Source organism: Stenotrophomonas sp. TWI819, from assembly GCF_039673075.1.
Classification (GTDB): Bacteria; Pseudomonadota; Gammaproteobacteria; order Xanthomonadales; family Xanthomonadaceae; genus Stenotrophomonas; species Stenotrophomonas rhizophila_B.
Genome location: NZ_JBDJKY010000001.1, coordinates 582,764 through 609,105, shown reverse-complemented (window position 1 = coordinate 609,105; position 26,342 = coordinate 582,764). Strand labels below are relative to the sequence as shown.

22 protein-coding genes and 2 pseudogenes are annotated in these 26,342 nt (G+C 66.7%); 5 read left to right on the top strand and 19 right to left on the bottom strand.

What is annotated here, in order from left to right; translation table 11 throughout:
• The 14 genes and pseudogenes from ABE463_RS02665 to ABE463_RS02600 all read right to left on the bottom strand — a co-directional run.
• Positions 1 to 138 (bottom strand): annotated as a pseudogene (locus ABE463_RS02665) (flagellin); the annotation flags it as partial.
• A gap of 72 nt (positions 139 to 210) precedes the next feature.
• On the bottom strand, positions 211 to 1,440 hold the full coding sequence (locus ABE463_RS02660; RefSeq protein WP_346467158.1) for a flagellin: 1,230 nt from the start codon (positions 1,438 to 1,440) through the stop codon (positions 211 to 213).
• 364 nt (positions 1,441 to 1,804) lie between these two features.
• Entirely contained in the window at positions 1,805 to 3,007 is a 1,203-nt protein-coding gene (gene flgL / locus ABE463_RS02655; RefSeq protein WP_346467157.1) for a flagellar hook-associated protein FlgL, read from the bottom strand.
• On the bottom strand, positions 3,004 to 4,884 hold the full coding sequence (gene flgK, locus ABE463_RS02650; protein WP_259260908.1) for a flagellar hook-associated protein FlgK: 1,881 nt from the start codon (positions 4,882 to 4,884) through the stop codon (positions 3,004 to 3,006). The genes flgL and flgK overlap by 4 nt, the downstream gene beginning before the upstream one ends.
• 8 nt (positions 4,885 to 4,892) lie before the next feature.
• A complete protein-coding gene (gene flgJ, locus ABE463_RS02645) occupies positions 4,893 to 6,110 on the bottom strand; it encodes a flagellar assembly peptidoglycan hydrolase FlgJ (protein WP_346467156.1) in 1,218 nt (405 codons plus the stop codon).
• Position 6,111: 1 nt separating this feature from the next.
• Positions 6,112 to 7,227, bottom strand: coding sequence for a flagellar basal body P-ring protein FlgI (locus ABE463_RS02640; protein ID WP_259260906.1), 1,116 nt, complete (start codon positions 7,225 to 7,227; stop codon positions 6,112 to 6,114).
• A 163-nt stretch (positions 7,228 to 7,390) separates the two neighbouring features.
• The gene (gene flgH / locus ABE463_RS02635; protein WP_346467155.1) at positions 7,391 to 8,083 is read right to left on the bottom strand and encodes a flagellar basal body L-ring protein FlgH; all 693 of its coding nucleotides are present in this window, start codon (positions 8,081 to 8,083) and stop codon (positions 7,391 to 7,393) included.
• 22 nt (positions 8,084 to 8,105) lie between these two features.
• Positions 8,106 to 8,891, bottom strand: a complete 786-nt coding sequence (gene flgG / locus ABE463_RS02630; protein ID WP_123729220.1) for a flagellar basal-body rod protein FlgG — start codon at positions 8,889 to 8,891, stop codon at positions 8,106 to 8,108.
• Between the two features lie 105 nt (positions 8,892 to 8,996).
• Positions 8,997 to 9,752 carry a flagellar basal body rod protein FlgF gene (locus ABE463_RS02625; protein ID WP_259260904.1) on the bottom strand — a complete coding sequence of 252 codons (756 nt, stop codon included), beginning with the start codon at positions 9,750 to 9,752 and terminating at the stop codon, positions 8,997 to 8,999.
• Positions 9,753 to 9,787: 35 nt separating this feature from the next.
• Positions 9,788 to 11,011 carry a flagellar hook protein FlgE gene (flgE, locus tag ABE463_RS02620; protein WP_346467154.1) on the bottom strand — a complete coding sequence of 408 codons (1,224 nt, stop codon included), beginning with the start codon at positions 11,009 to 11,011 and terminating at the stop codon, positions 9,788 to 9,790.
• A gap of 31 nt (positions 11,012 to 11,042) precedes the next feature.
• Complete coding sequence (locus ABE463_RS02615; protein WP_346467153.1) at positions 11,043 to 11,729, bottom strand: flagellar hook capping FlgD N-terminal domain-containing protein; 687 nt, start codon at positions 11,727 to 11,729, stop codon at positions 11,043 to 11,045.
• 26 nt (positions 11,730 to 11,755) lie between these two features.
• The gene (flgC, locus tag ABE463_RS02610) at positions 11,756 to 12,163 is read right to left on the bottom strand and encodes a flagellar basal body rod protein FlgC (RefSeq protein ID WP_088435081.1); all 408 of its coding nucleotides are present in this window, start codon (positions 12,161 to 12,163) and stop codon (positions 11,756 to 11,758) included.
• 3 nt (positions 12,164 to 12,166) lie between these two features.
• Positions 12,167 to 12,562, bottom strand: a complete 396-nt coding sequence (flgB, locus tag ABE463_RS02605) for a flagellar basal body rod protein FlgB (protein ID WP_123729224.1) — start codon at positions 12,560 to 12,562, stop codon at positions 12,167 to 12,169.
• Between the two features lie 286 nt (positions 12,563 to 12,848).
• Entirely contained in the window at positions 12,849 to 13,793 is a 945-nt protein-coding gene (locus ABE463_RS02600) for a chemotaxis protein (RefSeq protein WP_259260901.1), read from the bottom strand.
• A gap of 105 nt (positions 13,794 to 13,898) precedes the next feature.
• Between ABE463_RS02600 and flgA the strand changes: the two genes are divergently transcribed.
• The 4 genes from flgA (at position 13,899) to ABE463_RS02580 (ending at position 16,602) form a co-directional block, all read left to right on the top strand.
• Positions 13,899 to 14,546 (top strand): flagellar basal body P-ring formation chaperone FlgA, encoded by a 648-nt coding sequence (gene flgA, locus ABE463_RS02595; RefSeq protein WP_346467152.1) that lies wholly within the window; start codon positions 13,899 to 13,901, stop codon positions 14,544 to 14,546.
• Positions 14,547 to 14,655: 109 nt separating this feature from the next.
• Positions 14,656 to 14,958 carry a flagellar biosynthesis anti-sigma factor FlgM gene (flgM, locus tag ABE463_RS02590; protein WP_123729226.1) on the top strand — a complete coding sequence of 101 codons (303 nt, stop codon included), beginning with the start codon at positions 14,656 to 14,658 and terminating at the stop codon, positions 14,956 to 14,958.
• A complete protein-coding gene (locus ABE463_RS02585) occupies positions 14,955 to 15,293 on the top strand; it encodes a flagellar protein FlgN (protein WP_123729227.1) in 339 nt (112 codons plus the stop codon). Before flgM ends, ABE463_RS02585 begins: the two co-directional genes overlap by 4 nt.
• Before the next feature lie 85 nt (positions 15,294 to 15,378).
• Positions 15,379 to 16,602, top strand: a complete 1,224-nt coding sequence (locus ABE463_RS02580; protein WP_346467151.1) for an ATP-binding protein — start codon at positions 15,379 to 15,381, stop codon at positions 16,600 to 16,602.
• Here ABE463_RS02580 and ABE463_RS02575 read toward each other — a convergent pair whose 3' ends face one another.
• Positions 16,603 to 18,354 carry an EAL domain-containing protein gene (locus tag ABE463_RS02575; protein WP_259260898.1) on the bottom strand — a complete coding sequence of 584 codons (1,752 nt, stop codon included), beginning with the start codon at positions 18,352 to 18,354 and terminating at the stop codon, positions 16,603 to 16,605.
• 4 nt (positions 18,355 to 18,358) lie between these two features.
• Positions 18,359 to 20,464: a PAS domain S-box protein gene (locus ABE463_RS02570; protein WP_259260897.1), complete on the bottom strand. Its 2,106-nt coding sequence runs from the start codon at positions 20,462 to 20,464 to the stop codon at positions 18,359 to 18,361.
• A 147-nt stretch (positions 20,465 to 20,611) separates the two neighbouring features.
• Between ABE463_RS02570 and ABE463_RS02565 the strand changes: the two genes are divergently transcribed.
• A complete protein-coding gene (locus ABE463_RS02565; RefSeq protein WP_346467150.1) occupies positions 20,612 to 23,398 on the top strand; it encodes an EAL domain-containing protein in 2,787 nt (928 codons plus the stop codon).
• A gap of 81 nt (positions 23,399 to 23,479) precedes the next feature.
• On the opposite strand, the pseudogene ABE463_RS02560 reads toward ABE463_RS02565, so the two are convergent.
• From ABE463_RS02560 to ABE463_RS02550, 3 genes and pseudogenes are all read right to left on the bottom strand, one after another.
• A pseudogene (locus tag ABE463_RS02560) lies at positions 23,480 to 24,648 on the bottom strand (crosslink repair DNA glycosylase YcaQ family protein).
• A gap of 76 nt (positions 24,649 to 24,724) precedes the next feature.
• A complete protein-coding gene (locus tag ABE463_RS02555; protein ID WP_346467149.1) occupies positions 24,725 to 25,006 on the bottom strand; it encodes a hypothetical protein in 282 nt (93 codons plus the stop codon).
• 99 nt (positions 25,007 to 25,105) lie between these two features.
• Positions 25,106 to 26,296, bottom strand: coding sequence for a methyl-accepting chemotaxis protein (locus tag ABE463_RS02550; protein WP_259260893.1), 1,191 nt, complete (start codon positions 26,294 to 26,296; stop codon positions 25,106 to 25,108).
• Positions 26,297 to 26,342: the final 46 nt, after the last annotated feature.

Sequence of the window (26,342 nt, the reverse complement as noted above, 5' to 3'; positions counted from 1 at the left end):
GGCCGCATCGTCCTTGGCGCTGTTGATGCGCGAACCCGACGACAGACGCTGGATGGTGGTGGCCAGGGAGCTGCCGCTGGTGCTCAGATTACGCTGAGCATTCAACGACATCGTGTTGGTGTTGATGACTTGTGCCATGAGGAAGGGTCCTTGAGCAGTTGCACGTAAGTTGGGTTAGCCGACCCTGACGTGCTTCAGGAGCGGCTCATGTCAGCGCTGCAACAGGCTGAGCACGTTCTGGGGCACCTGGTTGGCCTGGGCCAGCATTGCCGTGCCGGCCTGCTGCAGGATCTGGGTACGGGTCAACTCGGCCGTCTCCTTGGCAAAATCGGTGTCGCGGATGCGGCTGCGGGAGGCCGACAGGTTTTCGGAAGAGGTCTGCAGGTTGGCGACCACAGAGGTGAAGCGGTTCTGGATGGCGCCGAGGTCGGCACGCACACCGTTGACAGATTCCAAGGCGTTATCGACGACAGACAGGGCCTGCTGGGCGTTTTCGGCCGTGGTGACGTCCAAGTCCTTGACGAAGGAAGCTGCGGCGCCCGCGAGACTGCCGCCCGTTCCTGCGGCCACCTGCGCAAGGCCGACGTTTGCGAAATCTGCGGCAACTGCCGTAATGCCTGCCGGCGGCACGGTGGCACTTGCCGCGAGTGCAAACGCTTGGCCGTCCTTGACCGAATGCAGGCTGATCTTGCCGTCTTCCAACTTCGCCATGACGCCGGTTTCGCCCAGCTTCGAGTTGATCGCGGCAGCAGTAGCGGCGACGGTGGATTCACCGGACTTGACGGTGAAATCGGCGATGCTGTAGCTCGTGGCAGCGGCGGCGCCCTTCGGCGTCACGGAGATCTGGAGACCAGAGAACACCGTGTCAGCCGTCGGCTTGTCAGTGGCGATGGCCTGAGTGTTGTAGACGTTCGCAAAGGTTGCAGCGCCCAAGGCATCGGCCTTCGCGTTGACGACGCTGTTGATGGCGATGGCCTGGCCCGCATTCGCACCCACCTGGAACAGCTGGCTGGTGAAGCTGCCGTCCAGCAGCTTGGTGCCGTTGAAGTCGGACTGCTTGGCGACGCGATCGATTTCGCTGACCAGCTGAGTGACTTCGGCCTGCAGGGCCTTGCGGTCGCTGGCGGAGTTGGTCGCGTTGGAGGCCTGCACGGCCAGTTCGCGGATACGCTGCAGGTTGTTGCCTACTTCGCTCAGGGCGCCTTCGGCCACCTGGGCCAGCGAAATGCCGTCATTGGCATTGCGGATGGCGACATCGGTGCCGCGGATCTGGGTGCCGAAGCGCTCGGAGATCGCCAGGCCGGCGGCGTCGTCTTTTGCGCTGTTGATGCGCAGACCAGACGACAGGCGCTGGATGGTGGTCGCGAGCGAGCTGCCGCTGGTGCTCAGGTTGCGCTGAGCGTTGAGCGACATCGTATTGGTGTTGATTACCTGTGCCATGGGTCGTCTCCCTTATTGGAATCCCGGTGGTGAAAGGAACGAAGCGCCGCCGTTTTTTTGTTTTTGGCTGTGTGCTTCGCTGTTGCCAAATCAATAACGGCGCTTTGTCAACAACCTTTAGGCGGAGATTTGGCTGGAATGGCCGGGGAAGCCCAATAGGGCGCAATTCACCGGCCCATCTGGCGTTGGCCGGGGCAGAGGCGACGGGAGAGGGCACTGCGGGCAGGCAGGAGAGTCGCCGTGGAGACCTTCGAGGGGAGGCCGTGCCGCCCCCGGTGTCGATGCCTGTACCACACCCCAAAACGAAAAAGCCGCGATGCTCAGAGCATCGCGGCCTTCAGGCCAACCCAGGTTGTAGGGGCGGTCAGCGGATCGTGTTGAACAGCGACATCGACTGCATCTGCGAGAACAACGTCTGTGCCGCCTGCAGGGCGGTCTTTTCAAGCTGGTACTGGCTCAACGCATCGGCGTAATCCAGGTCGCGCATCTGCGAGAGCGTGGTCTTGAGGGTCACGGCATTCGATTCGCGCATGTCCGCAGCATTGTCCAGCATCTTCAACTGAGCACCGCCGGAGGCGCGTGAGTCGATCATCCGCTCCGAGGCACGGGCCACGTCGCGCAGGCCGCTTTGCAGCAGGTTCTGCTGGGCTGCCTGCTGGGCAGGCGTGCCGGTGTCCATCTTCAGTGCGCCGATCAGCGAATCCAGGGTGCCGAAGATGTCGCGGCTGGAGGACGGGCTCACCTCGAAGGTGTCACCTGCCGCTGGAACGCCGTCGATATGCAGGCGCACGCCGTTGACCACAATGTCGTCCCCGGTCTTCAGGCTCCCTGTGGACACCACGGTGCCGCCGGCATCGACCAGTTCGTAGGCATCGGCGGCGGTGAAGCGCACGCTGAAGCCCTCGCCATTCCAGCTGCCATCGCCGTTGCGGGTGACGTTGGTGAGCACGCCGGTGCCGGTGTTGCCGGCGGCCGCCGCGGCATCCACATGCCCATCGCCGGTGACGATGCGCATGAAGATTTCGCTGCCGGGCAGGGCGTCGAGCACGTAGGTGTCCGGGCCGACCTCGACCTGGCGCTGGTTCTGGTCGCCGTTGTAGACGATCCGGCCATCGATCTGGCTGAAGGGCGGGCTGCCGTCGTCGGTGCCACCGAATACATAGCGGCCGGTGCCGTCGGTACTGTTGGCCACCGCCAGCAGATTGCCGCGGATCGCCTCGATTTCCGTGACCATGGATTGCTTGTCAGCCGCGGCCAGCGCCGGGTTGTTGGCGTAGATGGTCAGTTCGGTGATGCGGCCCATCATGTCGCCGACCTGGGCCAGGGCGTTTTCCTGGATGCCCAGCCGGTTCTGCACGTTGCCGGCGTTGAGCTGCATGCGGTCCAGCGAGGCCAGGGTACGGTCCAGGCCGACCGCGCTGCCGGCCGAGACCGGGTCGTCCTTGGCGGACACGATCTTGCTGCCGGTGGCGATCTGCCGCTCCAGGTGGTTCATTTTGGCCTGTGAAGCGAGCATCAGCGACACCGACTGATTGAACATCATGCCGGTGGAAATACGATTGTTCATGAGCGTACGGCTCCGAGGATCGTCTGGAACATGGTGTCGGCGGTGGAGATCAGCTGCGAGGCGGCCTGGTAGGCCTGCTGCAGACGGAGCATGTCCGAGGCTTCTTCATCCAGGTTGACGCCGGAGATCGAGTCGCGGGCGGCCTGGGCCTGGTCCGTGATCACCTGCTGGGCCATCAGGGAGTACTCGGCCGAACGCGCGGCGGCACCGACCTGGGTGGTCAGGCCGCCCAAGGCGCCACTGAGGGTGACGGTGCCTTCGTTGAACGCCTTGGCCTGCTCGACCTTGGCCAGCAGCAGCGCGTTGCTGTTGTCCGAGGAGCCGGCCGGAGTCGGTCCGATGTTGAACGTGTCGCCGGTCTTGGGCGCGCCGTCGAGGACGAAGCTCCAGCCGTTGGCGGTGATGGTCTGGCCAGCGGTATAGGTGTTGGGTGCTCCGCCATCGATGGTGTATTCGGTGGCGCTGATGAACACGATCGCCGCCGGCGTGCGCAGCGCGGCGTTGTCCGCGTCGGTCACTTTGACCCCGGTCAGCTTGCCGGTGCCGGTATTGGCCATCGCGGCGGTGCCCTTGATCGGGGCGGCAGCGGCCAGGCGGGAGGTGTCGGTGATCGCCACTGCCATGCTGCCGGCCACGCCCGCAGTCGGCTGCAGCAGGAAGCGGTCGTCGGTGGACGGGGTGCCGGTCATGACCAGCTCGACGCCGTTGAGCACCAACGGGTCGGCAGCGGTGCCGGTGCCGGTCATCGGGATGCTCGCGCCGGTGTCAGCGCGCGAGGCCAGCCACTGGGTGCCGTCGAACTTCATCACGATGTTCTGGCCGTCCAGCTTGGCCAGATCGCCGAAGCGCGCGGTCATCTGGGCGGTGCCCGCATTGTTGCTGTTGGCGGTGATGCGCGGGTTGCCGATGTTGAAGAAGTCGCCGCCCATCTGGCCGTAAAGATCGGCACCCTGGCGGTGGACGTCGTTGAAGCTGCTGGCCATGCCGATCGCCAGCTTGCCGAGCTCGGCCTGGGCCGGCGTCAGCACCGTGTCGCGGAACTCCAGCAGGCCGCCGATCTGGCCGCCGAGCGTCTTGGGCTCGATGGTGATCTTCTGGCCCTGGCTTTCCAGCGCCAGCTGCAGGCGCTCGGGCTGGTAGGGGTCGGTGACGGTGGTGACCTTGGAGGCCGTGGTACCTACCACCAGCGCCTGTCCGCCGGCGGTGTAGACGTTCATCAGCCCGCCGTCCTGCATCACCGCGTTGCCGCCGGTGTAGCCGACCAGGTTGGCGATCAGTTCGTCACGGCGGTCCAGCAGATCCGGCGCCGCAGTGGCGGCATTGCCACCGATCGCACCGTTGAGCTGGGCGATTTCCTTGGCCAGCCGGTTGATCTCGGTGGCGCCGGCGATCAGGCCGTTGTTGACCTCGCCGTTGAGGTTGTTGAGCTGGGTGTTGAGCTGCTGGAAGCGGCCGGACAGGGTCTTGCCGGCATCCAGCACGTTCTGGCGGTCGGCGCTGCCGGAGGCATTGGAGGACAGGCCGCTGACGGAGTCGAAGAAGTTCGACCACACACCGGCGACGTTGGTGGCGGTGTCGGAGAACATGGCGTCCACGCGGTCGGCCATGGTGGACAGCTGCTTCAGGCGCGCCAGTTCACCGCTGCCGTCGAGCAGGCGCGAGATCGCCAGCTGGTCGGCCACGCGACGCACGTCGGTGATGCGGGTGCCGTTGCCGACGTCGCCATACCCGTAGTTCTGCGGGTTGGCGGTGGCGAAATCCACCTTCTGCCGGCTGTAGCCCGGCGTCTTGATGTTGGCGACGTTATGGCTGGTGGTCGCCAGGGCGCGCTGGAAAGCGAGCAGGGCGCTGGTGCCGGTGGAGAGAACGCTGGACATGGATTACCTCAACGACGGATGACACCCAGCCCGGTCGGGCTGGCGGTGCTGGCAAAAGTGCGACCCAGGCGCTGGCCGGCATCGGTCACGGCCGCAACGGCGCGCTCGATGGTCGGGCCGCCGGCGATCGCGGCGATCTTGGCGGCATAGGTGGGGTCGGTGGCGTAGCCGGCGCGCTGCAGGCCCTGCGCGAAGCTGCGGACGTCGCTGCCGGCCTGGAGGGCGTTCTGGTAACGCGGGCTGGTTTTCAGCAGGCGAACGTAATCGGCGAAGCTCTCGCCCACCGAGTTGTAGGCGCGGAAGCTGGCGGTTTCGCTACGGCGTACGCCATTGACGTACTCGTGGGTGCCACTGGTGGCGCGCTCGCCCTGCCAACCGTTGGCCTTGATCCCGAACAGGTTGTGCGAGCTGTCACCGCCACTGCGGCGCACCAGCTTGCGGCCCCAGCCGGTCTCCAGCGCGGCTTGGGCGACCAGCGCCTTGGCGTCCACGCCCAGTTCGCGGGCGGCCTGCTGGGCATGGCCCCAGATGCTGGCGACGAAGCCGGCCGGCGTGTGCGGGCCCAGTTCCGCAGCCGCGGTGGAGGCGGCCAGGTTGTCGACCGCGCTGGGGCCGGTGGCGGCCGTACGGTTGACGTCCTGCCAGCGGTCATCGGCCATCGCCCAGTTGGCGCTGGCCGGATCCACCTCGGCAGCGGCGGCGTAGGGATCACGACTGCCGATCGCCTCGTGCATCTGGCTGCTCTCGCGCCCGGCGATCAGGTCCAGCGCACGCTCCATCGGCTGCAGGACGGCCGACGGCTCGCTGCCGCCCAGCTGCTGCAGCAGATCCACTTCACTGGGCACCACCGGCGCCGTCGCTGCCGGCAGCGGCAGGCCAGTGGCGGCCGGGGCATTGAGGCGGTAGGCGCGCAGTGCGGCGGCCGGGTTGAGCGAGGTATCCACCGGCTTGGCGGTCTCGCCTTCGCCGCCACCGAGCTGGCGCGCGATCATGCTGGACAGGCCCAGCCCACGGCCGCGGGTCATCGCGTCGGCGATCTTCTGGTCGTACATCTCGCGGAACATGGTGTTTTCGCCGGGGAACAGCGAATCGCCGAAGCTGGCCTCACGCATGCTCTTGATCAGCATCTGGGCGAACTGGCCCTCCAGCTGGCGGGCGACCTTGTCGACCTTGGCCGGGCTGTTGGGCTGGGCGGGGTTGAGTTCCAGCGCCGGTTGAATGCGCATGTCAGATCACCTCCAGCTCGGCACTCAGTGCGCCGGCCTGCTTGAGGGCTTCCAGGATGGCGATCAGATCGCCCGGGGCCGCGCCGACGGCGTTCACCGCGTGCACGATTTCATCCAGGGTGGTGCCGCCATTGAACTTGAACATGCGGCTGCCATCGGCGGTCGCGGTGATCGTCGACTGGGGCGTGACCGCCGTCTGGCCGCCGCTGAAGGCGCCCGGCTGGCTCACGTTGAGGTTCTCGTTGATGGTGACGGTCAGCGAGCCATGCGAGATCGCCGCCGCGCCCACACGGACCTGGGAGCCGATCACCACGGTGCCGGTACGCGAGTTGACCACCACCTTGGCCGGCGCGCTGCCGGGGGTGAGTTCCAGGTTCTCGATACGCGCCAACAGACCGATGCGTGCGCCCGGATCGGACGGCGACTGCACCGAGACGGTGACGCCGTCGATGGCGCGGGCAGCGCCTTCGCCGAAGGCGTTGTTCAACGCCGCCACCATCCGCGAGACCGTGGTGAAGTCGTTCTTGTGCAGGTTCAAGGTGATGTCGCCACCACCGCTGAACACGTCCGGCAGCGCACGTTCGACAGTGGCACCGTTGGGGATGCGGCCGACGCTGGGCACGTTGACCGAGACGCGCGAGCCATCCTTGCCCTGCACGCCGAAGCCGCCGACGATCAGGTTGCCCTGGGCGATCGCGTAGACCTGCCCATCGGCGCCGCGCAGCGGCGCCATCAGCAGCGAGCCACCGCGCAGCGAGACCGCGTTGCCCACCGAGGAGACGGTGATGTCGATCGGCTGGCCCGGCTTGGCAAACGGCGGCAGCTCGGCGTGGATCGCCACGGCCGCCACGTTCTTCAGCTGCGGATTGACGTTGGCCGGCACGTTGACGCCCAGTTCGCCGAGCAGGTTCTTCAGGCTCTGCACGGTGAAGGGGGCCTGGCTGGTGCGGTCGCCGCTGCCATCCAGGCCGACCACCAGGCCGTACCCGACCAGCGCGTTGCCGCGCACGCCGCCAACCTGCGCCAGATCCTTGATGCGCTCGGCGGAGGCGGGTGCAACCAGCGCGAACACGGCCAGCAGCGCGAGCAGCGCCCGCGTCGCGCCGTGCGACACCACGCCTCGTTGCTTCGACGTGTAGAGCGACGCCGCGCCCCATGACCAGAGGGCGCCGGTCGGCTCGAGGCGTCGCCACGCGCCCGGATCTGACCGCGCCGCCTCTGGGCACGCTTCGGCGCTTCGCTGACGGCAAATGAGGGAAAGGAAGAAGGTCATGTCAGGCTCAGTACGGCGACAGCGCCGAGTTGAAGAAGCGGCTCAACCAGCCCATCGCGTTGGACTGGGCGATCGGGCCACGGCCGCCATACACGATGCGGGCATCGGCAACGCGGCTGGAGGGAATGGTGTTGTCCGGGAAGATGTCCGCCGCGCGCACGATGCCCTGCACCTGTACCAGCTCATCGCCGCGGTTCAGGCGCAGGTTCTTGGCGCCCTGTACCACCAGGTTGCCGTTGGGCAGGCGCTGGATCACGGTGACGGTCACGTTGCCCTGCAGGCGGTTGCTCTGCGCGCTGGTGCCCTTGCCGGTGAAGTCGCGCGACCCGGCCGCACTGGCGCTGAGGATGTCCTTGCCGCCCAGCGTGACAGGCGCGCCGAAGATCGTCGGGGTGCCGATGCTCAGCTCCGACTCTTTCGAGGTGGAGGTGTTGGCGGTGGTCTGCGCGGTGGTGTTCTCGGTCAGCGTGATCGTGAGCAGGTCGCCCACATCGCGTGCCCGGCGGTCCGAGTACAGCTGCAGCCCGGGGCCGGCGGCGTAGATCGCCCCGGCGGTGGCTTCGGCGGACGGCGGCATGACCGGCATGACCGGCGCCATGGCCGGGTACGGCCGGACATCGCCGGCGATCACGCAGCCACTCAAGGTGGTGACGAGGACGGCGGCGGCGAGCAGGCGGAGGGTAGGGGCAAGACGCGACATGGCAGGTTCCCGGTTCGACCGATCAGACGTTCTGGTTGAGGTAGCCGAGCATGGCGTCGGTGGTGGAGATCGCCTTGGCATTCATTTCGTAGGCGCGCTGGGTTTCGATCATCGAGACCAGCTCTTCCACCACGTTGACGTTGCTGCCTTCCAGCGCGCCCTGGACCACGGTGCCCAGGCCGTTGAGGCCGGGATTGCCGTTCTGCGCGGGGCCGGAAGCCGTGGTTTCCAGGAACAGGTTTTCACCGCGGGCCTGCAGGCCGGCCGGGTTGACGAAGTCGGTCAGGGTCAGTGCGCCGATTTCCACGGTGGCGGCGTCGTCGGCCATCTTCACGCTGATGGTGCCGTCGGTACCGATGGTCAGCGATTGCGCGCCTTCCGGAATCTGGATGCCCGGCTGCACCGGGTAACCGCTGTTGGTGACCAGCTCGCCATCCTGGTTGCGCTGGAACGAGCCATCGCGGGTGTAGGCCGAGGAGCCGTCCGGCATCTGCACTTCAAAGAAGCCGCGGCCGTTGACCATCACGTCCAGCGCGCGGCCGGTCTGCTGCTGGCTGCCCTGCTCGAAATTCTTGGCGGTGGCGACCACGCGCACACCGGTACCCAGCTGCAGGCCCGAGGGCAGCTGCGTCTGGGCGGAGGACGCGCCACCCGGCTGGCGGACCTGCTGGTACAGCAGGTCTTCGAAGCTGGCACGGTCCTGCTTGAAACCGGTGGTATTGGTGTTGGCGAGGTTGTTGGAAACCACCGACATGCGCGTCTGCTGCGCATCCAGTCCGGTTTTGGCGATCCACAATGCCTGGTTCATGGCGTCATTCCTGTGTTGTAGCGGATGGCCGCGTGGTGCGGCCCTTGTGAAGGGCAATGCATGGCGCGTGCCACAACTGCGCCGGGATTACGTCACGGGCGGCGATCAGCCGCCCAGACGCAGCAGGCTGTTGGCACTGCGGGCGTTGTCGTCGCCGTGCTTGATCACCTTCACCTGCATTTCGTACTGGCGCTGCAGCTGGATCATCTGCACCAGTGCGCCGGCGGCATCGACGTTGCTGCCTTCCAGCTGCCCGCTTTCCAGCGATTTGCCCTGGGCCTGCACGAACGGCTGCTGCGGATCGGTGTTGCGCATCAGCCCGTCCAGGCCGCGCTCCAGCCGGGCATCCTCGGCCTGCACCACGCGGATGCGGCCGATGTTGGCCATGGTCTGCGGGCCTTCGCCCAGCGGGATGATCGAGATCGTGCCGTCGTTGCCGATATCCATGGCCTGGTGCGGCGGGACCGCCAGCGGATTGCCGTTCTCATCAAGCACCGGATGGCCGCCGGCGGTGACCAGCTGGCCATTGGGCGTGATCGACAGTGCCGCACCACGGGTGTACGCCTCGCCACCGTCGGCACCGGGCGCCTGCACGGCCAGCCAGTTGCCGGCCTGCAGGGACAGATCCAACGGGTTGCCGGTGAGCTGCTGTGCGCCCATCCGGCGGTTGAAGCCGGCGTCGACGTGCATCGCATCCACGCGCGAGGCGTAGCCGGTCCCCTTCACCGGGTAGGCCTCGGTATTGGCGAGCGCCTCCTTGAAGCCGGGGGTATCGGTGTTGGCCAGGTTGTGCGACAGCGTGCCCTGCGCCTGCAGGGAGGCGCGTGCACCGGTCATCGCGACGTAGAGTGCCTTGTCCATCGGTGGTGTATTCCCGTGTTGCGGTCAGTGGCTCATCAACGCAGGTTGATGATGGTCTGGGTGATCTGGTCCTGCGTGGAGACCATCTGCGAGTTCGCCTGGAAGTTGCGCTGGGCGGTGATCATGTTGACCAGCTGCTCGGTCAGGTCGACCGTGGAGGCTTCCAGCGAACCGGCCTGGACCTTGCCCAGGTTGGAGCTGTCCGGCGCGCCGGTACGCGGGGTGCCGGAGTTGAAGGTTTCCACCCAGAGGTTGTTGCCCTTGGCTTCCAGGCCCTGCGCGTTGTTGAAGGTGGTCAGCGCGACCTGGCCCAGCGGGCGGTCATCGCCGTTGGAGTAGCGCGCGTAGACGACGCCTTCTTCAGACACAGTGATTTCGTTGAGCTTGCCGGCCGCGTAGCCGTCCTGCTGGGTGTTGCGCAGGGCGAACTTCTCGCCGTACTGGGTCGAGCCGCTGATATCCAGGGTCAGCGACAGATCGCCGGCGCCGGTGGTCGGACTGAACGCGGTGAACGCGATCTTGCCGTTGGCCGGGTTGATCAGTGCACCGGATTCGTTGAAGGCCATCGGCGTTGCGGCGCCGACCTGCTGGCCGTCGACGAAGTTGTAGACCTGCCACTGGTTGGTGGTTGCGGTCTTGACGAAGTACGAGGTCTGGGTGTGGCTGACGCCCAGCGAGTCGTACACGGTGATGCCACCGGTCGAATGGTTGTAGCTGTTCGAATCGGTCGGATCGAACGTGGTCACGGTCGGCGGCTTGGCGTTGGCCGGCAGGGTGAAGCTGATGTTGACGCCGGTGGTCTGCTTGGGCGGGCTGTCGGTGGTCAGCAGCTGCAGATCGGTCAGGCGGCCGGCATCGAAGTTGGTGCCGTCGGCGTTGGGTGCGAACACCTGCAGGCGTGCACCCTGCGGGTTGATCACGTAGCCGGCTTGGTCGGTCTGGAAGTTGCCGGCGCGCGAATACACACGCGCACCGTTCATGGTCATGGTGAAGAAGCCCTCACCGGAAATGGCCATGTCCAGGCTGCGCCCGGTCTGTTCGTTGTTGCCCTGCGAGAACTGCTGGGCGACGTTGGTCAGGCGTACGCCCGAGCCGACCGCGTTCTTGGACAGGCCGTAGCTGGTGGCCGAGAACAGATCGGCGAATTCGGCGCGCGACTGCTTGAAGCCGGTGGTGTTGACGTTGGCGATGTTGTTCGCCGTGACGTTCAGATCGGCATTGGCTGCGTTGATGCCGGACAACGAGACGTTGAAGCCCATGGGTTGCTCCTGTGGATTCGGGTGGTGCGGCTCAGCTGATGCGGAGCACGTAGTCGATCGGGGCCGTGCCCAGACCCTTGAGGTTGAGGTACAGGCCGTCCGTGCCGACCGTGACGCTCTCTACCGGGGCCTGCACATAGGTGTTGAGCTTGGTCTTGGCGCCAGCGGTGTCGGTATGCGAAGCGACGATGGTGTAGGTGCCTTCGGCCATGCGGTTGCCGTTGGCATCCTTGCCGTCCCAGTCGAAGGTGACTTCGCCGGAGGCCTTGGCTTCCACGCTGATCTGGTTGACCTTCACGCCGTTGGCATCGGTGATGTCCACCGTCACGAAGCCGGCGCTGGGCGCGGCGACCATGCCGGTGACGTCGCCGTCCTTCTCCAGCGCGAGCTTCTCGGAGGGCACCAGCACTTCGTGACCCACCAGGGCCGCGCCGCGCAGGATCTGGTCGCTGGACATCGAATCCTGGAAGCCCTTGACCGTGTTGTTGAGGTCGGTGATGCCCTGGACCTGCGACAGCTGCGCCATCTGCGCGACCATCTGGGTATTGTCCATCGGCTTGAGCGGATCCTGGTGACGCAGCTGCTCGGTCATCAGGCGCATGAAGTCGGCCTGGTCCAGGGTGCTTTTCTTCTTGCTGGTGTCGCTGTTGGGTGCGTTCAGGCCCAGCGCGGTGTAGATGTCGCTGCTGTTCTGGCCAACGCCGTTGGTGGTGCTCATGGGGGTCGATTCCTGGGGAGTGAGGGTCAGCGACCCATGGTCAGCGTGGCCAGCGCCAGTTCCTTGGCGGTGGTCAGCATCTCCACGCCGGCCTGGTAATTGCGCGAGGTCGAGATCAGGTTGACCATCTGCGCGACCGGGTCCACGTCGGGCTGGTAGATGTAGCCATCGGCATCGGCCAGCGGGTGGCCCGGCTCGTAGCGCTGGATCGGCGCGGCGTTGCTCTGGCTGATCTCCTTGACCTGCACCGTGGTGATGTTCGGGTCGGTGCGGCTGGTGACCGACTGGAAGATCGGCTCCAGCGGCTTGTAGACCGCATCGGCCGAACCGGCGACGGTGTCGGCGTTGGAGAGGTTGGAGGCAATGGTGCTCATGCGCACGGACTGCGCCTGCAGCGCGGAACCGGCGATATCGAAAATGGGCAGGTTGCTCATGGCTTATTGCCCCGTGATCGCGGTGAGCATCGAGCGCACCTTGGATTCGACGAAGCTCAGCGAAGCGCGGTACTCCAGCGCAGCGCGGCCGTAAGCGGCGCGTTCGGCATCCGGGTCGACGGTATTGCCGTCGATGCTCGGCTGCACGCCTTCTTTGGCGATCTGGAACGGGTTCAGCCCGCCGCCGATCTCATAATGCTGTTCGTTGGTGGTTTTCATCAGGCCGTTTGCATCCAGGCCCTGGGCATTACGCAACGCGGCATCGAAATCCAGGTCCTGGGCCTTGTAGCCGGGGGTATCGGCGTTGCTCAGGTTGCTGGCGATCAGCTTCATCCGCTGCTCGCGCAACGGCATGGCCTGGGCATGGACACCCAGATAGTTGGAAATCAGATTGGGCATGGCGCACTCCCACGGGACGATGCCAGGGGCAGTGCAAGCGGCGTGCCAGAGGGCAGGGCGCGAAGGTAGCTGGCGGCATGTTCACGCCGGGGAATTCACCACCCCAGGGCAAGGGGGCCATGCCCCGGGGTAGATCCACGCCATCCGTGGATAAAAGGGCCAAGCCCCAAGGTAGATCCACGCCATGCGTGGATGCGCAAGCCATACCCCGGGTGTGCATCCACGCGACGCATGGATGCCGTACACCCACCGGGGGAAGGACGCCGGCGCCAGCGCCGGCCGCCCCTTACGCCGCCATCGCGACCTTCTTCAGGCGGTCCAGCAGGAAGTCCGCCAGCTCATGCGGCGAGTACTTGGCCACGAACGCATTCGCGCCGACCCGCTCGACCATCGCGTTGTTGAACACGCCCGACAGGGAGGTGTGCAGCAGCACGTACAGGCCGGCCAGGCCCGGGTGACGCCGGATTTCCGTCGTCAGGGTGTAGCCGTCCATCGCCGGCATTTCGATATCGGAGATCACCATCGCGTAGCGCTCGGCGGGGTTCTCCCCGGAGGCGTGGATCTGCAGCAGGTGGTCCAGCGCCTGCTTGCCGTCCGAGAGCAGGGTCGCCCCGACCCCCAGCTGGTCCAGCACGCTGCGGATCTGCTGGCGGGCCACGCGGGAGTCGTCCACCACCAGGACCTGCATCGGCGGGGCGTCGGCGGGCAGGGCCATCGAGGGATCCAGCACGGCCTCACCGCGGACTTCGGCGATGTCGGCCAGCACGCTTTCCACGTCGATCACCTGGATGAGTTCGCCCTGAAAACGGGTGACTGCGGTCAGATAGCTGGACTCGGCGCCCAGTTCCGGCGGCGGGTGGATGTCTTCGACGGCAATGTTGACGATGCGTTCCACACCGCTGACCAGGAAGCCCTGGATGGAACGGTTGAACTCGGTCACCACCAGGTAGCCCGGCGCCTTGTCGGCATCGGGCTCACGCTCGGGGTGGCCGATCGCCAGGCCCAGGTCCAGCACCGGCACCGAGCGGCCACGGACATCGGCCACACCGGCGAACTGGCTGGGCAGCCCCGGCACCTGGAACAGATCCGGGCGCCGCAGCACTTCCTGCACCTTGAAGACATTCACGCCAAAAAGCTGACGTCCACCCAGCCGGAACAGCAGCAGGGCCAGACGATTGTGGCCGGCCAGTCGCGTACGCTGGTCGATGCGGTTGAGCAGGTCATGGGACATGGACTTGGTATCGGCGGCACCGGCGGCGACTTGAGCGCCCTGCGCGCAGGAGTTCGGCATGACCCTTGCATCGAGCTGCGCATGATCCTTGCCCGTGGAGTGCCCATGCGTTCTGTTCTCTTTGCCGCACTGTTGCTGGCCGCGCCCGCCTGGGCCGCTGGGGGCTGGCAACCAGTGGACAGCATCCGCCAGGCGGCGCTGGGGACGTTGCCGGCCGGCAGCGAAGGTGACACCACCCTGGATTCGGCACTGCGCCTGCCGGCGTGTGGTCAACCGCTGGCCGCCCAGCCCACCGGGACCAGTACAGTGGAGGTGAGCTGCCCCGACGCGGGCGGCTGGCGTTTGTTCGTACCGGTAAAGGTGCGGCGCAACCAGACCGTGCTCATTCTCAATAGAGGCGTGGCTGCTGGAGAAACCCTGGCGGCGGCCGATATCACCACTGGCCAGCGTGATGCGGCACGGATCGCCGGTGCTGCGCTGGCCGATCCGGCGGCGGCGGTTGGCCGGGTGGCACGCAGGACCCTGAGCGCCGGCAGCTTGCTGTCGGCCAACGATCTGGTTGCCCAGCGGCTGGTGCGGCGCGGCGACAGTGTCGCCCTGGTGTCCCGGCGCGGCGGGGTGGAGGTCCGGGTTGCCGGGCGCGCCATGGCCGACGCGGGCGAGAATGAGCGGGTCTCGGTCGAGAACCTCTCTTCGCGCAAGATCGTGCAGGGCACCGTCGCGGCCAGCGGTGACGTTTTAGTGGCGCGCTGACCAGAATTGTGAATACGGGCCACTTTTACCGCAAAACCTGCAATATTCCCCTAAAGATGGCGGCTGACTGGCCGTTATCCCTTGTGAACCGTACTTCCAGGACAAACCCATGAGCCAGAAAATCGACGGCAACCTGCAGGCCACCGCCCATCTGCGCAGTGTTGCGCTCGGCAACAAGCCCAGCGTCAGCACCGATGCCCCGGCGCGCCCGGTGGAGGCTGCCGACAGCCTGCGCCTGACTGGCGAAGCCACCAGCCTGCAGGCCATGCAGCGTGAACTGTCCACGGCTCCGGCAATCGATGCCAACCGTGTCCAGGCCGTGCGTGATTCGCTGCAGAACGGCACCTACAAGATCAATCCCGACGCGATCGCCTCGCGCATGCTTGAGCTGGACCAGCAGCTGCAGGGATGAAGCTGGCGATGAGCGAGCCGCTGCAGCGCCTCAGCGATGCCTTGGACGTCGAACGCCAGGCATTGGTCGAGCATGACGTGCAGGCCCTGATCCGCGCGACGGGTGCCAAGCTGGAGGCGTTGCGGGCCCTCGAGGCCGCATTGCCGCTCGGCCAGGCCGAGCGCGTGCAGGAGCTGGCCGAGCGCAATCGCGCCAACGGCGTGCTGCTGTCGCGGCGGCGCCGCGAGGTCAACTGGGCGCTGCGCCAACTCGGCCGCAGCGAGGATTCCTCGGCGTACGACGCCAAGGGCCAGTCGCACACGCTGCACACCCGGCGGCCGCTCGCGGTCGCCTGAGCAGCCCGATCCGGCGGCCCCAGGCTGCCGACGATGACGTCACCGCGTATATTGGGCGCCTGTTTTCCAGCCGCCCGATGTGACCGTGACCGTAACGTCCTCCCTTGTCACCGCCCCGTTGCCCCCGCATCCGGTTCTGCTTGCCCTGTTCGAGCGGATCAAGGAAGGGGTTCTGCTGTTTCGTGAGGACGGCAGCGTCGCGCTGGCCAACACCGCGGTCAGTGAGATTCTCGGCCAGGCCGAACGCGATGCCGAGCTGACCCCCGCGCAATGGCTGCGCCAGCTGCTACCGCCCGATGCACTGGAGCAGGCACGCCTCCACGGCCATTGGAATGGCAGCCTGCCGGTCGGTGAGCGCATGGTCATCGCCCACGTCTACCACCACGACGATGGCGGCCAGCGGCACTATCTGGCGCTGTTCCGCCGTATCGAAGGCCAGGAAGACTACGAGCGCGAGCTGCAGCAGCGTCATGCCGAGCTGCGCCAGGCCTACCTGCGCCTCAACGGCACCCAGGAAAAACTGCTGCAGTCCGAGAAGATGGCCTCCATCGGCCAGCTGGCGGCCGGTGTGGCGCACGAGATCAACAACCCGATCGGCTACGTGCACTCCAACCTGGGCAGCCTGCAGGAATACCTGCGCAGTCTGTTCACCGTGATCGAAGCGTACGAGCGTGCGCTGCGTGCGCCCGATCCGAAGGCACTGATCCCGGAGATCGACGACATCCGTCAGCGCTTCGACATCGATTTCATCAGCCGCGATCTGCCGCAGCTGATGGCCGAATCGCGCGAGGGCATCGAGCGGGTGACGCGCATCGTGCGCGATCTGAAGGACTTCTCTTACTCCGGCCGCGATGAGTCGTGGAAGCTGGTCGACCTGCATGCCGGTCTGGAATCCACGATCAACATCATCTGGAACGAGCTCAAGTACAAGGTGACCCTGCACCGCGAGTTCGGCCAGCTGCCGCTGGTGGAGTGCCTGCCGTCGGAGTTGAACCAGGTCTACATGAACCTGCTGCTCAACGCCGGCCATGCCATCGCCGACCGCGGCACGATCAACGTGCGCACCGGCGTGGATGGCGAGACAGTCTGGGTGGAGTTCGAGGATACCGGCGGGGGTATCTCGCCGGATCTGCGCCAGCGCATCTTCGATCCGTTCTTCACCACCAAGCCGGTCGGCAGCGGCACCGGGCTGGGCCTGTCGATCTCCTACAGCATCATCAACAAGCACCACGGTCGCATCGACCTGGACAGCACGCCGGGCGTGGGGTCGAAATTCCGCGTGGTGCTGCCGATCAAGCAGCCGCGCTGATCAGTCGTCTGCCGGGGCAGCCACCGCAGGCGCGGTGTTGGCCCGGCGCTGTTCCTCGTGCGTGCGGAACGCCTGGTGGATGTGCTTGCGCAGCTCATCGTCGTTCCACGGCTTGGTCAGGAACCGGTAGATCGCGCCGCGGTTGATCGCATCGGTCACCGTGTTGAGGTCCGTGTAGCCGGACAGCACCAGCCGGATAGTGTCCGGGTAGAGCATCTTCACCCGGCCCAGGAACTCGGTGCCGCTCATGTCGCTCATGCGCTGATCGGACAGGATCACCTGCACGTCGTTGATGGCCAGCAGATCGAACGCATCGCGCACGTTGCCGGCAGCGAGAATGCGGTAACCGTCGCGGCGGAACAGGCGCACCAGTGAGCGCAGCACGTTCTCCTCGTCGTCCAGCAGCAACAACGTGCGATCCGGGCGGGTCTCGGCGAAGGCCTCAGGGCGCAGGTAGCGCCGGCGCAGGGTCATGCCGGCGGCATCGGCCGACATCGGCTCACCGAACAGATAGCCCTGGAACACATCGCAGTCGTTGCGGCGCAGGAAGCCCAGCTGTGCCTGCGACTCCACGCCGTTGGCGATCACCGTCATGCCCAGTTGGTGGCCCATGGCGATGATCGCGCGCGCGATCGCGGCCTCGCGGTTGCCGGCCGGTGCGCTCTTGATGAAGCTGCGGTCGATCTTCAGCTTGTCCACCGGGTAGCGGACCAGCGCGCTGAGGCTGGAATCACCGGTGCCGAAGTTGTCCAGGCTCAGGCTGATGCCTTCGTTGCGCAGGTTGACCAGCGTCTCGTGGACGAAGTTGACGTTGTTGGTCAGCGCGCTTTCGTTGATCTCCAGCGTGAGCATGTGCGCCGGCACGCCGGCGGCCTGCAGCAGCGACATCACCTCGGCGAAGAAGTTCGGGCGCAGCAACTGCAGCGTTGAAACGTTGACCGCGATGGTGAAATCGTCGAAGCCCTGGTCGCGCCACAGCTTGGCCTGCTTCAAGGCGCCTTCCAGCACCCACGTGCCGATCTGCACGATGATGCCCAGCCGCTCGGCGGTGCGCATGAAGCGCTCCGGCACCAGCATGCCCAGCGTGGGCGACTGCCAGCGCAGCAGCGCCTCCATGCCGACCACGTGGCCATCGCGGGCGCTCACCAGCGGCTGGTAACGCAGCTTGAGCTCGCCATTGGGGATCGCGTCGACAATCTGGCGCGCGATGATGCTCTCGCTGTGCGCGCTGGAGGGCGTATCCACCGCATGGATGCGCACCGCATTGCCGCCTTCGCGGGCGGCCTGGTACAGCGCGTCTTCGGCGTGATCGAGCAGGCGCGAGACGCCGGTGGCGTGTTCCGGGCACAGGCTCACGCCCAGCTTGCCGGTCATGAACAGCGTGTACGGCAGCACCGACAGCGGCAGCTCCAGCTGCTGGCGGATCTCCTCGGCCAGGTCTTCGGGCAGCGGCATTTCGGCCGTGCGCGGGACGGCCAGCAGGAACTCATCGCTGCCGTGGCGCCACAGCTTGCCGCGCCCGCGCAGGTGGTGCTGCAGGCGCTGGGCGACCAGTACCAGCGCCTGATCGCCCACTTCGGCGCTCATGTTCTCGTTGACCGAGGCGAAGTGGTCGATGTCCACGTGCATCAGCATCAGCGGCGTGCCGCCGGAGGCAGCTTCGGTCACCATGGCCTGCAGCTCAGGGTTGCCGGCGCCCAGGCGGGGCGGCGCGTCCTCGATGCTGACCAGGGGCAGGGAAGGATTCCACATGGGCTCAGTGTTCCAGAGAGTCGTGAGCCGTCGCGCCCGAGGCGCGATACGGCAGGTAAAGGTCGATCAGGGTACCGGCGCCGTGCGCCGATTCAATGCGCAGGGTGCCACCCACGCTCTGCGCGCGCTCGCGCATCACGATCAGGCCGAGGCCGCGTGGGCCTTCCGGATCGAAGCCTTCGCCGTCATCGCGGACCTGCAGGTGCAGGCCGTGGTCGTCGACATCGCGCAGGTGCAGATTGACCTGGCTGGCGCGGGCATGGCGCAGCACATTGGTGAGGCTTTCCTGCGCGATGCGGAAACAGGCCTGCTCGATATCACCGGCCGGCCGCCGTGGCAGTGACTGGATGTCCGGCAGGAGGTCGATCGCCGCCGAGCGGAACAGCACGCCGGCCTGCCAGCGCAGCGCCGCTTCCAGGCCCAGTGCATCGAGCTGTGGCGGGCGCAGCAGGGTGGAGATGTCGCGCAGCTTGCCCACGGTGGCGTCGGCCAGCTGGATGATCTGGGCCAGGTCCTCGTCACGGCGCGCGGCGTCCTGCTCATCCTGCGCCGCATAGGCCGACAACTTCATCGCGGTGATGGCCTGACCGATATCGTCGTGCAGGTCGCGCGAGATCGCCCGCCGTTCGTCTTCCTGCAGCGAGAACAGGCGCCCGGCCATGGCCTGCAGCTCGCGGTTGCTGGTTTCCAGAGCCTCGCGGATGCGCTCGGGCTCGCTGAGGTCGCGCACGATCAGCAACTTGCAGTTGCGCCCGCCATACCGCACGTCACCGACGGCCAGCCCGGCCTGGAAACGCTCGCCATTGAGCCGCCGCATGCCGATCACCTCACCGGCGCTGACGCTCTGCTGCGGCACCTGGGCGAACAGCTGGCCGCGGACCCGCGGCAGGTCGTCGGTGGCGACCAGGGCCGCCAGCGGTTCGCCCAGCAGCGTGTGCTGGCCGTAGCCGAACTGCGCCGCGGCGCAGGCATTGGCGTACAGCACATGTTCTTCGGAGAGGATCACCACGCCATCGGGCAGCACCCGCACCAGTTCGCGGAACTGTTCCTCACGTTCACGCAGCAGGCGCCGCGACTGCTCGCGTTCGGTGACGTCCTGCAGGGTGCCGAGCACGCGTGGCCGGCCGGCGTCGTCCTGGCCGCTCTCGGCGCGCAGGTGCACCATCAATGCACGACCATCCATCGCCAGCAGCGGGAGCAGGACATCGATCTGTACCGGCTCGCCGGAGGTCATGTCCTGCAGCAGCTGCTCGCTGAGTGCGGCGGTGGCCGGGTCGGCCGGTACCAGCAGCTCATCGAAGCGATGCCAGCGACGCGCTTCGGGCGGGCGCCGGCCAAGCAGCCGATAGACCTGGTTGGCGTAACGGCCCAGCCCGGTGGCGGGATCGATTTCCCAGGCGCCGATCCGCGCCATCTCGTGCGCTTCCTCGACGCGGGCCAGCGCCTGATCGCGACGTTGCAGGGCCTGGTCTTCGCGCGTGCGGTCGATCGCGATCAGCAGTCGCGAACGGCGGCCGCCATAACTGATGAGGTTGCTGCGCATCTCCATGCGCCGGGTACTGCCATCGCTCAGGCACAGATCGGCGGTGATCACGCACAGCTGGTCGGGATTCTCGCGGATCTGCGCCAGCTTGACCTCCAACGCGGGGACATCGCCAGGCGGCCACAGCGCGTTGATCGGCATCGCAGTGAAGGCGTCACGGCTGTAGCCGAAGAAACTGGCAGCGGCGGGATTGACGTCCAGGATCGCCAGCGAGTCCAGGTCATAGACCAGGATCGGCCCGGGGTTGCCTTCGAACATCTGGCGGTGGCGGGTCTCCGAGGATTCCAGGCGCGCATGGGTGCTCAGGACGTGCTGGGCCAGCGGCCGCAGCAGCAGATAGATCAGGGCGGCACTGGAGAGCACGAAGAAGGTGCCCTTGATGGTCTGCCATTGGGCGGCGGTCTGCATATCACCGGCGACCACTTTGACCGCGGCATCGCTGCACAGGATCCAGACCAGCGCCAGCACCAGGTAAGCCACCACCACACGCCAGCGGTCACGGCGCAGATCGCGGGCCAGCGAGGTCGCGGCGGCGGGTTCGGGGTGGCCTGGCAGGTCGGTGGGCATGGGGCAGGGCGGGCCGATCGGGAAAGGCGAGCGTCATCTTACCTGTCCGCGGTGGGGATGCAGGTGGCCGGAACGCTCAATAATCCGCAAAACCCGCCGCTAACGATTGCGTTCCCGGCTGTCGGGTGCGTTATCGGAGTTACAGGCGTGGATCAAGGGATTATCGCGAGTCTGCTGCAGCACCCGCTGGCGTCGGCGCTGGTCATCCTCGACCGTGCTGGTCGCCCGCTCGCGGCCAATCCGGCCGCGCGTGAACACGGCCTGCCGGCGACGATCGCCGCGTACGGCGAGATGTTGGAGGACCTGCGCCTGCTCGCCGCGGATGGCGGCCTGATTCCCTGCCAGCTGCCGGGCGGCCCGGCCGGGCGACTCGATGGCTGGATGCGCGCCGTGCACGATCCGGATGGCCACCTGCTGGCCTTTACCGTGAGCGTGCCCGAGCCGGTCGCCAGCGTCGCCGGCAGCCGCTGGGAAGTGGCACTGGATCACGCGGGCCACGGGCTGTGGGACTGGGACCTGCCCAGTGACAGTGTGCGCCGCTCGCGGCGCTGGGATGGCCAGCCGATCGAGGAGTCGCACGCCCGCGCCGACGGCGTGAGCGCGCTGCTGGAATACGTTCACACTGATGACCAGGCGGCCGTTCGTGCCGCTCTGGACGCGCACCTGCGCGGCGAGAGTGCGGCCTACACCGCCCAGTTCCGCGCCCGCCACCCCGATGGCGAGTGGCGCTGGGTGCTGGACCGCGGCCGTGTGGTCACCCGCACCGCCGATGGCCAGCCGCTGCGCATGGTGGGTACCCATACCGACATCCAGGCCCAGAAGCAGATGGAGTCGCTGCTGCTTGAGCAGCAGGTCCACCTGCGCGAGGCGCAGCGGATCGCCAGCATGGGCAGCTGGTCGTGGGACCCGGACGCGCGCCAGTTCTGGTGGTCGCCCGAGTTCCGGGCCCTGCTGGAGACCGGCGATGACCCCATGCACGGTCGCCGCCACTGGCTGCGCCAGATGGAGCCGCAATCGCGTGGGCGCCTGCGTCGCGCGTGGCGCCGCATGTGGCGCGATGGCGCTGCAGCGACCCTGGAACTGGAGCTGATCCGCAGCAAAGGCGCTGCACTGTACCTGCGGGTGTGGATGCAGCCGCTGGTCGGCCCCGACGGGCGCATCCAGCGCCTGCTCGGTCAGGTGCAGAACATCACCGAGCAGCACCAGACCGATGCGCTGATCCGCTGGCGCACCGAGCTGCTCAACCGCGTCTCCGCGCTCGGCCGCATTGGCGGCTGTGAGATCGAGGTGGCGACCCGGCTCATGCAGTGGACCGAGGAGTGCTACCGCATCCACGGCCTGCGCAAGGAGCCGATCACGCTGGACCAGGCGCTGAGCCTGTACACCCAGGACTCGCGCGACGCGTTCGAGGCGGCGCTGGTCCGGATCGCCGAGGGGGGGCTGCCCGAGCAGCTGGACCTGTGCTTCTACCGGCAGTCCGGTCTGCGCATCTGGGTGCAGGTGCTGATCGAGCTGGACCGTCGCGACGGTCTGCCGACACGCTTCGTAGTGCTGTTCCGTGACATCACCCGCGAGCGCGAAGCCAACGAGCGCATCGAGCTGCTGGCCCATTACGATCTGCTTACCGGCCTGCCCAACCGGATGTTGTTGCGCGAGCAGACCGCCGATGCGATCGAGGAAGCGCGCGATCGCGGCAGCCCGCTGGCGATGCTGTTCATCGATCTGGACGGCTTCAAGACCATCAACGACACCTTCGGCCACGCCACCGGCGACGCGCTGCTCAAGGCGGCTGCCTCGCGCCTGCACCAGAGCCTGCGCAACAACGATCTGTTCGGCCGCTTCAGTGGCGACGAATTCATCGTCGTGCTGCGCGACCTGGCCGCACCGGAAGACGCCGGGCATGTGGCACGCAAGCTGATCGCCTCGCTGGCCGAACCCCTGCACCGCGGTGAAACCACGCTCAAGGTCGGCGCCAGTGTCGGCATTGCGATGCTGGATGAGAGCCGCCAGGATTTCGAATCGCTGCTGCGCGCCGCCGATGCGGCGATGTACGCGGCCAAGGAAGCCGGACGCAATACCTACCAGTACTACAGCCAGGACGCGCTGGCCAAGATCCAGCGCAAGCTGGAGATCGAACACGCACTGCTCGGTGCGATCGAACGCGAAGAGTTCACCCTGGCCTACCAGCCCCTGATGCATGCCGAGAACGACCAGCCGCCGGCCATCGAGGCGCTGCTGCGCTGGCATCGGCCCGGGATCGGCTACTGCAGCCCGGCCGAGTTCATCCCGATCGCCGAGAAGTGCGGCGAGATTGTGCGGATCGGCGACTGGGTGCTGGCCGAGGCCTGCCGCCAGGCCGCCGCCTGGGACGCAGCGGGGCTGGAGTTCGACCGTGTGGCCGTGAATGTCTCGGCCGTGCAGCTGCGTGACCGCGGCTTTGCCGAACGCGTGATCGACATCTGCCATGCGCACGGCTGGCCGCCGCAGCGGCTGGAGCTGGAGCTGACCGAGTCCGCGCTGATCCGTGACACCGACGTGCTGCGCCATTGCTTCGATGTGTTGGAGCGTCACGGCGTCCCGCTCGCGGTGGACGACTTCGGTACCGGCTTCTCGAACCTGCATTACCTCAACCGGTTCCCGGTCGGGCGCCTGAAGATCGACCGCAGTTTCGTCCAGGGCATGCTGCACGACGCCGGTACCGCCGAAGTGACCCAGGCAATCGTGCATCTGGGCCATGCGCTGGGCATGAAGGTCGTGGCCGAGGGTGTGGAGACCGAACAGGAAGAGGCCATGCTGCGCCGCCAGGGCTGCGACGAGATCCAGGGTTACCTGTACTCGCGGCCGCTGGCCCCGCGGGATCTGGCGCTGTGGTTGAAGCAGGGCCTGCAGACGCCGCCGCGGGAGAGCTATGTAGCGGTGACGCAAAGCGTCTGAGGACGGCCTACGTAGCCTTCTGAGCGACCGTGCACCTGGCATGGCACTGCCTGCCAGGCGGAGACGGTGTCAAGGGTGCCGTCAGCCCTGTTGAGGCACCCTCGACCGACCTGCGCGCTGCCTCAGCGCAGCGTCATCGAGCGTCGCACATCCATGAAACCCGGCAAAGCGCTGGAGCTCACTGCCGAGAAGCGGCAGGACTTCATTTCGATCCGCTGCTGGCTCCCAATGCGCGCTGACTACCTCAAACCGCGCCTCTGCGCGATGGGCCTTGCAGTCGATCCGTGCCACCAGCGTGTCTCCGAACAGGACGGGCAGGCAGAAGTACCCGAACACGCGTTTATGGGCGGCCGTATAGCATTCGATCCGGTAGTCGAAGCCGAACAGCGCGCTGAGGCGATCACGGTGGATGACCAGATTGTCGAAGGGCGAGAGAATCGTGACGGCCGCGCGGGAGGCTGCCGCCGATTCCAGCGCAGCACTGTCCACGTACACGTCCATACCATTGCCTTTCAGCAGTTGGATGCTGCCAGCAGTGATCCGATCGTGGACAACCTCGCGCATGGCGGTGCGGAGCGCCTTCCCGCTCCGGAGATGCAGCAGCTGGGTCGCGGTGAAGACGCCGTGTGCCCTGAGCGTGGTCTCGAAAAGATGGACGGCGTACTCGTGATCATCCGGGATGCTCAGGTCCAGACCATCCGGCAGGCAGCGCTCTGCGAGATCGTAGCGCTTCTCGGCGCCGCCCGCTCGCATACCATCAGATCGCCGCGCATGAAGAGCGTTTCGACGGCACGACGGCCCGGGCCGGTGCTCCACCAGCTGCCGCTGCCGGTGTCACCCCTCTCAAGGTCCCGCAGCCTGAGCGCACCCTCTGAGCGGATCCGGGCCAGGATCTCCTTCATCAGGTAGGGATCGCCGTTGCAGAAGTGGCGGCTTTCCCCTGTGCGTATCGACGACATTCGGGGCAGCGCGAAGCGATAGTCGCGCATCGGCAGGTAGGCAGCGGCGTGGAACCAGTACTCGAAGAGCTTTTTTTCGCTGACGAGATGGTTCAAGCACGCCGGGTCGTACTCCGGGACACGATTCCACAGCACGTGGTGATGTGCGCGCTCGATGACCGACAGCGTGTCGATCTGGACGTAGCCGAGGTGAGAGATGGCGTGGAGGGCTCCATCAGCCCCTGGGTTGAACAGCGGGGCCGAGCCCAGTCCCTGGGCATGCAATGCCACCTGTTTCAGGCGTTCCTTCATGCGTACTCACCTTGTGTGACGCTGAAGAATATCCGGGTTGGCCGGACCACCGGACCACCGGACCACCGGCCCACGCTCAGCGCGCAGCAGCGCCCAGATCATCACCACTGAGGCCCAGGTCCCACGCCAGGCCGGCGAGGGCCGGATCGATGGGCGTGGTGCCCGGATCAATGGGTTGGCTGGCCAGTTTCGCCAGCTCCTGCCGAGCAAGCTGCTCCAGATGCGCGATCAGGGCGCGGCCCTGCAGGGGAGTGTGGTCTTTGATGGCTGCCTGGAGGGCGCCGTCGGCAATCTGCGCCACGGGCTCCAGGTCGGTGGGTGCTACGGATGCAACGGACAACATGGACGCATTCAACATGGGTCGATCATCTGCAGGCGAGGCGGGTAGTGCAAGCGCAACGGCCCCGGGGTGAGCCGGGGCCGCAGGGTGTGCCGGGAGCGGCACGGTACCGCTGGATCAGAACAGTTCGACCGCGCCGGCGGCCATGCTCTGCTGGGCGACAGCCTTGTGCGGCGGACGCTCCCATTCGCTGCGCATGTCGCGCAGGCGGTTGCCGGTGCGCTGCAGGGCAGTGACGATCTCTTCGTCGATCACGCCGCCATTGCGCTGCAGCAGTTCCTGCAGGGCCACCGCTTCGCGGTTGATCGCGGTCAGGCGATCCAGGTGGGTATGCACGCCGCCCAGGGCCTGGGTGGCGATGTCCTCGAACTGCAGGGCGCGGACCGCTTCGGCCACGCTGCTGTCGATCGCCCGGCCGCACTCGGAAATCTCGCGCATGCCATCGCCGAGCGAGGCATTGATCTGGGCCACGTTGTCGAGCATCGCCGCCGCTTCCTGGCGCGCTTCGCGGGACCGGTCCATATCGCGGGAAGCCATGTGCGAGACCGTCTCGCGGACCTTGGCGATGGCATCCTTGGAGCTGTGGGCCAGCTTGCGGATCTGCTCGTTGAAGGTGGTCGAGCGCTCGGACAGGTTGCGGACTTCGTCGGCGACCACCGCGAACCCACGACCGGCTTCACCGGCACGGGCAGCTTCGATGGCGGCGTTCAAGGCCAGCAGGTTGGTCTGGTCGGCAATCGACTTGACGTCTTCCAGCAGCGCGAAGATGCCATCCAGGTGCTGCGCCATCTGATCGATGTGCTGCACGGTGTTGCTGCTCTGGCCGCTGACCTGTTCCAGCGCTTCCACCAGCTGTTCCATGCGGTGGCTGGCGTGCTGGGCGAAGCGGGCCACGTCGACGCCGGCGCCACCGTCTTCACCGGCGCGGTCGACGATGCGGGCCAAGGCCTGGCTCTGCTGGCGGGACTTGCGGTTCATGGCATCGAAGCTGCCACCCAGGCCGCTGACGGCGTGGCGGATCAGGTCACGGGCGCGTTCGACTTCGCCGCGGGAGCCTTCGATTTCGTTGCCGACGAACGAGCGCAGCTCGCTCAGCAACTGGTCCTGCTCACGCAGGATGCGGGCCTGCTCGGGCGACCGCTGGTTCTGGGCGCGAGCCGTCCACCAGGCGAAGCCCAGCCAGCTGAGCGTCATCGTGGTCAGGATCGCCCAGCGAAGGGCGGCTGGCCACTCGAAGCCGATGGCAACGGGGAGCAGAAGGGTCAGGACCAGTGGGGCGGCCAAGCGGATGAAGAGGCGTGAGTACATGGACGTTCTCGGGGAGGTGCACGGATGCTGTATCGGCCGTACCCCG